Genomic DNA, 6,537 nt, shown 5'->3' on the forward strand with positions numbered 1-6,537 from the left:
AGCCCCTACAGCTTCGCGCAGACCGCCTATGACTTCATGGGCGGGACCTGGGCGGGCGGTATCGTCATCCTGCGCGTTCCCGCGCCGACCGAGGCGCCAGCGGATGCCACGGCAGAGGCCGCCGGGTCTCTCGGTCTTGCGGGCTCGGCCGCGGCCACGGCCGAAGCGTCCGGCGCCGTCTCTGGCGGCCTTCGCGTCCAGGGGGGCGCGACAGCGACCGCGCGCGCCGCAGCCGCGACCGCCGGGGGCATCGGTCTCGCCGGGGCATTGTGGGCCGCGGCGGTGGTCAGGGCGGCGGCGGCCGAGACGCTCCGGCTGGACGGGGCCGCCGTCGGCGTCACGCAGGCCGGTGCCGGGATCGGGCGGGCCTCCGGCAGGGTAGCGCTCGCGGGCAGCGGGGCTGGCACCGTCAGGGTCGGCGGCGCGGCCTCCGGAGCGGTTCCGCTGGCGGGCCATGCGGCAGGGGCGGCGGCGGTCCTGGGGGCCGCTGCCGGGGCGCTCGATCTGCTGGGGGCTTCGGCGGGCATCGCCGCCGATCCGCCGCCGTCGCCCGACGCGGTGCTGATCCGCGCGGCCGGAGAGTGGAGAGCGCAACGGGCCGCCGGTCGCTGGCGGCAGAACGGGGTAACGGGCAGATGGAGGGCCGCATGAAAACATGGGTATCCGACGGGCTGCGGCTCGCGGTGGATGTGGCGATAGACGCCGGGGCGCAGATCGCGGAGCTGACCGGCGGCAGCGCCGAGGCGGTTGCCCGCCGCGAGTTCTCGGGCGGCATCGTCACGGGCGCGGCCACGATCACCGGCGCGGCCGAGCTCGCCGGCCTCTTCCCGCCCGGCGCGCTTGCGGTCGGGACGTGGCTTGTGCAGGGGTCGACGGCGAGACGCAGACGGTGTTCGAAGACCGTATCGCCGTGGCCGAAAGCCTCGTGGCATGAGGGTACGGGCCGGGATGCGGTAGGACCTTGGGCGGGGAGCCGACATTCGGCCCTGTTCCCAAGCATCGGCCGAGCTTTCCCGAAGCGGACTTACATGACCGCTTCCGAACGACAAGACTGGAGCCGAAACTTCGGACGGGGAGTCAGCCTTCTCGTATTCACACGCCCCATCTCGGACACGTCCGGAGCAGACATCCAGCTTTGGATGCGGCCCCTTCCCGTCAGCCCCTCGCCGCGCCCTGCATCACGCGATCTCGAGCCCCTCGGCCCCCGGGACCGGCAGTCCCATCGCCATGACCTCGTCCCAGCGCCCGAGTTCCAGGTCGATCCGGTAGAAGGCCGGGCAACTCGGGATCCAGGCGCGCCAGCTCAGGTCGAACGCCACGCCCTCGCGCAGATCCAGATGCAGCCCGTCGAGATTGAGCCGCGCCGTGACCTCGCGCCCGTCGGTGAAGGAGAACTTCGCGAAGAGCATCAGGTCGGGCAGCCGGAAGCGGAAGGGCGCGGCGCCGGGCAGAAGGCCCTCGCCCTCGACCGGCATCCCCGGCGCCAGGAAACCCGCAAGCTGCAGGCCCGGCGGCGCGACCTGGTAGAAGCGGTAGTCGAAATCGGCGGGCAGCAGGGGGTGATGCGTCTCCTGCCAGGCGCGGTCATAGGTGCCCGCATGCCGCGCCCGCGTCTGCCACCAGGGCGGGACCGGGCCGACGCCCTCGGGATCGGCGGGGCGCGCGGGATCAAGGCTCATCGGGTGTTTCGCGCTGGAGATCTGCGGCGCCGGGATCTCAAGCTTTTCAGAGGTATAGAGCGGATGGACGATACCGGCGCCGATGGGGTTGCGGGGATCGGCATCGCCGTCCGGGTCGCCGACGATCCGCCCGCCCGAGGCGAGCCGCCAGCTGAGTGGCACCTCGGAGACCGGCTCCGGTTCGCTCAGCCGCCAGCGCCCGTCATGGACCCAGTGGCGCGGGCCGGTCAGGCGGAGCCGCTTCGTCAGGGGGCCGACGCGGATCGCGGCCTCGAATTCGCGCGCGGGTTCGGGGGCATGGGCCGAGCCGATGACGGTGATGTCGGCGCCGGGCCGAAAGGGCACGAGGTCCCCGGCCTTCAACATCGGTTCGCGATGGGGATCGCCCGCGAATTCGTCTGCGAGGACGAGGGCCTGCGTGCCTGCGTAGTGGACGGCGCCCTCGTGAAGGAGCAACGAGCAGCGCGCGGCGATGCAGGCCATGGGGGTGCCGTCGGGCTTCCACTGCTCGAACCCGATTGCCGCGAAGGGGGTGTTGTTAGTGTGCAGCATCGCCGATCACCACGGCAAGTTGATACGGGTCCAGCTCTCGCCATCGAACACACCAAAACCGTTCTGGCCTTGAACCCAAAGAAGATCGTCGTGAACGTCAAAGGAATACGTCAGGAAACGTCGTTCTCCAGGGAAAGGAAATATCTGAGACGCGCGCCCGTCGCCGAAAACCCAGAGATCGCCGCCAGCGGCGGTAAGATAGAACCGCTCCTTATAGGCGGCAATTGCCAGAAAATCAGTCGTTGTACCCTCCGGGGTCACGTTCTCGAATCCGTCGACTGGATTGCCGTGCCACAGATCGCCCTTGCGTGCGGAAATCCAGTAATCCTGCGGCCCGGTCGAGACGATATCGGTAAGGTACCCCCCGGGCAGCGTACGCTCCTCCCAGTCCCCGGCTTCAGTCGAGCATAAGTAGGCGGAACGGTAGTCGCGATGTCCCACGGCGACAACGTTACCTCCGCTTGCAGCTGTCACGCCTTTCAGCGCAAAATAGGAATCCTCTCTTTTTTGTTGGCGATTGAGTTCCTCCCATTCCCCGTCGTTGCCACGCTGAACGACGATTCCTTCCGAACCTACAACCAGCAATTTTCCATTCCGGATCGTCGCACCAAGGGCTTGACCTCGGCTGCGCGAAAATTCCTCGCCCGTGCCGGAAGGGGCAATAGACGGAATTGGCTCTACCCGCATCAAGCCGTCACGCAACATTAGGATATAGCCCGCTCGTACAAGCATGATCGCATCGACAGGATCGGAAAGTTGCCCCCCTCTGATGAGGGCCGTTGGCAATTCCATGTCGAGATCAAGCTGCATGATACCTGGACCGAAGGCATCGTCGCGAATGAGGAGCCTATCCTCACCGTCACTGGGCTCGGCTCCTTCGGGACGCACGACGGCGTAATACCGATCGGGAGAGAGAATGCAGCCAAGTTGCTGGATCAGAGGCTCGGGCTCTTCCGAAGCATCGAATTTCCGGAAGTTAGACGGGTTCATGACTATTTCCTTTTCTCATTTCGGAGGCAACCCCCAACTTCCCCGCAAGGCATCTTCCGCCGATCTTCCGAGTTTATTCGCTGAACGGCCGAGCAATTCTCGCCCCTTGCTTCCCAGGTCATTCTTGAACTTGTCGCGAACCGCGTCGATTTCATCATCACAGTTCAACCCTTTGGCGTTGAGGATCTTCTTGAGCTCATCGGCGCTTATGTCCGCAAGATCGAACAGATTCGCCGTAGGACCGAGCTTTTCAAGGCGTGCATCTATCGCGTCGTGAAGGTCCCTGTGAGAGTCTTTTTCAAGGCAGATCGACATGCCGTCACCCAGGGTCGGCGCCCCATTTGGACGCAGCAAAGACGAACGCCCCCCGATCCTAAAGAACATGTCCTGGATGATATGATGAGACGGGTAACCCTCGGGACATTTCTTGTCGTTGTGCTTGTGAAAGTTGCAAGGGTCGTCGTCACCGTTCTTGTTATTCCCTACAGCCACCACCCGCACATTGCCCGCCGTGACCTCGGAGCGCGCGGGGTCTTCTTCCTCCTGCCGCGCCTGATAATCGTCGAGGATCGCAGCCGCCTCTTCGGGCGTCACCGCTGCCGCGTCGACCGGGTGGCCTGCGGCGATGCTCAGCACGTCGCTCAGGCCCGGCAGCAATTCGGAGGAGTCGAATTTCACGCCGTATTTGCCAGGCGTGAACAGCGATTTCAGCCCAGCAAGCCCGGTCTGGCGGCCGTAAAGCAGGTTGCTGTCAGCGATGATCTGTTGAGCCGCGGGGTGGTTCAGAAGGCCGGTTATCGTCCGGTAACCGGGATTGTTCAGGATCGTCGCGATATCGGCATTGGCGCTTTGCAGCAACAGGGCCATTTTTATCGCCGGATGGCGCGCGACCCGGTTGAGCAGCGGGCTGTCCAGCATCGAGGCCGCGGGCGCAGTCCTTGCCTGCGCGATCAGCTGTCCGATCGTCAGCGTGCCAGGCATAGATCCGCCCTAGGCAGGAAATCCCACACGGCCATCATTCGGGCGCCTCCAGCTTCGGGTTCTGCGCCCGCTCCACGGCGGGTGTGGGCCCCCAGGCCTCGGTGGATTTCACGTAGGTGAGCTTGCCGACGGTGTTGCGCTTGTTCATCCACCATTCATCGGTATGGCGCACCGCCCATTTGCCCTCGATCCGCACAGAACCCGAATGCCCCTTCGGCTCGCAGATCGCCCCCACCGTGCCCGACTTCACCCCCGTGCCGGTCCCCGGCTCGTCGCCCGTGCAGCAGGTCGTCATCGAGCCCGTGTTATGCGCCCTGAGCCCCGTCATCCGCACCGTCGCGGCCGTGTTCGCGTCGTCCCCCTGAACCGCGGTGATCGTGTAGGGGATCGGCACTAGGCTCGATCCCACCGGCGTCCTGCAGACATCGGGCGTGCAGGACACGATCAGTCCCTCGCTGGTGTCGCGGCTGCCTTCCTTCGGAATTGCCATGCCCGTCCGTCCCTCAGTTCAGGTCGATGACCTTGCCGTTGATCTGCACATGGCCCGAGGCGGTGAAGTTGAACTTCGTGCCGACGATCGTCACGTTGCCCTCGGCATCCATGACGAATTTCGACTTGCCGCAGTTGATCAGGAATTCCTGGCCCACATTGACCGTCATCGTGTGCCCGACCGAGGTGTTCTTGTAGGCGCCGATCTGCTCGGTGCGCGCCAGCCCGATCGTGTCCGAGCGGAACTTCTCGACCATCGTCATCATCACGCCGCCCATCGGCATCACGTCCGATAGCAGGCTTGCGATGCTGTCCGTGCGCGCGGCCTGTTCCGCCCCGCCCACCGCGCGGTGGTTGCCCGCGGCGTCGAACCGGGCGCGCGCCGACCCCGCGGCCGCCTCGATCGCCGCCCCCGCAGCGGCGAAGGAGGCCGCGAAGGCGGTGACCGCCTTGCTTCCCACCGCCTCGGAGCCCGCCAGCGCATCCTGCCCGCCGGCCGCCGCCACCGCGCCCACCGCCCCGAAGAGGCTGCCGAGCTGGCCGCCCACCGTGCGGTTCAGCGACCCGCCGATCGTCTCCTGCTGGTTGTTGCCGGTCGAGACCAGCCGGTTGTTGCCCACTGTCTCGACGCTGGAATTCTCGATGCGCGCGCCGCGGTTGTTGAGGATCCGGGTCATCTGATCCTTCTGGGCGTGCAGGAACATCACCTCTTCGCCGGTCGCGTCCTCGAAGGAAATCTCGTTGTGGCCCGTGGACTTGTGGCTGTCCGAGCGCAGCACCGACTTGGTCTTGTGCGCGGGCAGGACATAGGGCCGATCATGGGTGCCGTTATAGACGCACCCCGTGACCAGCGGCTTGTCCGGGTCGCCGTCGAGGAACTCGACCACCACCTCCATGCCGATCCGCGGGATCACCATCCCGCCCCAGCCCGCGCCCGCCCAGCTTTGCGACACCCGGCAGCGCATCGACCAGGCCTCGTCCAGATCCCAGTGGAACCGCACCAGGATCCGGCCGTATTCGTCGCAGTCGATCTCGCCCTCGCCGACCACCGTCGCCGTCTGCGGCCCCCGCACATCGGCCCGGGCGGTCTTCTGTTCGGGCAGCAAGGGCGCCTCGACCGGCATCAGGACATATTGCCCGTCATAGGCGCGCCCGTCGCCATCGTCCGACCCGCCCGAGCCATAGTTGTCGGCGGTGTAGGAGTGCCGTGCGCTGAGGCACATGTATTCGCCGCCGGTCCCGGGCACCGGATCGCCCGACAGCGTCACCCGGAGACCCGCGCCAAGCGCCACGATATCGCCCTCGGCCTCGTAACGCCGGTCCTGGCCGCGTTCGCCCTGGGCGCGCAGCTCGGCCACCACCCGGCCGCGGCCCTGATCGAGGTAATCGCCCGGCCAGTCGAAGCTCTCGATCTGGCCCTGTTCGTAGGCGGCATCGCCCAGATGGTCGGTCTCCATCGCCGCCACCGGCGTCTTGAAATTGTAGTCCGTCAGCCGGATGGCGCCGGTCGTGATCCGCCGCGCGGGCCGCCAGGCGCGGAAATGCGAGACCTCCTCCTGGTGGTGGCCCTCGGCCGGCCGGAAGGGCCGCGCGCCGATGCTGTCATGGGCCTCGACCTGGTCGGTCAGCACCATCTCATGGGCGCCGTCCGCGTGGCGGAAATGATAACTGATCCCGTGCCGCTCCATCATCCGGCAGGCGAAGGCCAGGTCGCTCTCGCGATACTGCACGGTGTATTCGAGCTCGGGGTAATCCTGCGCCAGCTCGACCGTCAGCGCGCCCGCATCCGCGTAGGCCCCGAGCAGCTCGGTCAGGATCTCGACCACGGTCTTGTTGTGAAAGATCC

5 protein-coding genes and 1 pseudogene are annotated in these 6,537 nt (G+C 66.4%); 1 reads left to right on the forward strand and 5 read right to left on the reverse strand.

The window, feature by feature from the left end:
• A pseudogene (locus BYZ73_RS22965) lies at positions 1–651 on the forward strand (hypothetical protein); the annotation flags it as partial.
• 527 nt (positions 652–1,178) lie between these two features.
• On the opposite strand, the gene BYZ73_RS20365 reads toward BYZ73_RS22965, so the two are convergent.
• From BYZ73_RS20365 to BYZ73_RS20385, 5 genes are all read right to left on the reverse strand, one after another.
• The gene (locus BYZ73_RS20365) at positions 1,179–2,231 is read right to left on the reverse strand and encodes a DUF2169 family type VI secretion system accessory protein (RefSeq protein ID WP_112317463.1); all 1,053 of its coding nucleotides are present in this window, start codon (positions 2,229–2,231) and stop codon (positions 1,179–1,181) included.
• Between the two features lie 6 nt (positions 2,232–2,237).
• On the reverse strand, positions 2,238–3,221 hold the full coding sequence (locus tag BYZ73_RS20370; RefSeq protein ID WP_112317464.1) for a hypothetical protein: 984 nt from the start codon (positions 3,219–3,221) through the stop codon (positions 2,238–2,240).
• Positions 3,222–3,236: 15 nt separating this feature from the next.
• Complete coding sequence (locus tag BYZ73_RS20375; RefSeq protein WP_112317465.1) at positions 3,237–4,202, reverse strand: hypothetical protein; 966 nt, start codon at positions 4,200–4,202, stop codon at positions 3,237–3,239.
• A 34-nt stretch (positions 4,203–4,236) separates the two neighbouring features.
• The gene (locus tag BYZ73_RS20380; RefSeq protein WP_112317466.1) at positions 4,237–4,692 is read right to left on the reverse strand and encodes a DUF4150 domain-containing protein; all 456 of its coding nucleotides are present in this window, start codon (positions 4,690–4,692) and stop codon (positions 4,237–4,239) included.
• Between the two features lie 13 nt (positions 4,693–4,705).
• The coding region (locus BYZ73_RS20385) for a type VI secretion system Vgr family protein (protein ID WP_220086867.1) at positions 4,706–6,537 on the reverse strand (1,832 nt) is incomplete at its 5' end.

Source organism: Rhodovulum viride, from assembly GCF_003265965.1.
Taxonomy (GTDB): Bacteria; Pseudomonadota; Alphaproteobacteria; order Rhodobacterales; family Rhodobacteraceae; genus Rhodovulum; species Rhodovulum kholense.

Excerpts from the sequence above, each read along its gene's own strand:
- BYZ73_RS20365 (WP_112317463.1), bottom strand. The coding sequence starts at position 2,231 with ATGCTGCACACTAACAACACCCCCTTCGCGGCAATCGGGTTCGAGCAG.
- BYZ73_RS20370 (WP_112317464.1), bottom strand. The coding sequence starts at position 3,221 with ATGAACCCGTCTAACTTCCGGAAATTCGATGCTTCGGAAGAGCCCGAG.
- BYZ73_RS20375 (WP_112317465.1), bottom strand. The coding sequence starts at position 4,202 with ATGCCTGGCACGCTGACGATCGGACAGCTGATCGCGCAGGCAAGGACT.
- BYZ73_RS20380 (WP_112317466.1), bottom strand. The coding sequence starts at position 4,692 with ATGGCAATTCCGAAGGAAGGCAGCCGCGACACCAGCGAGGGACTGATC.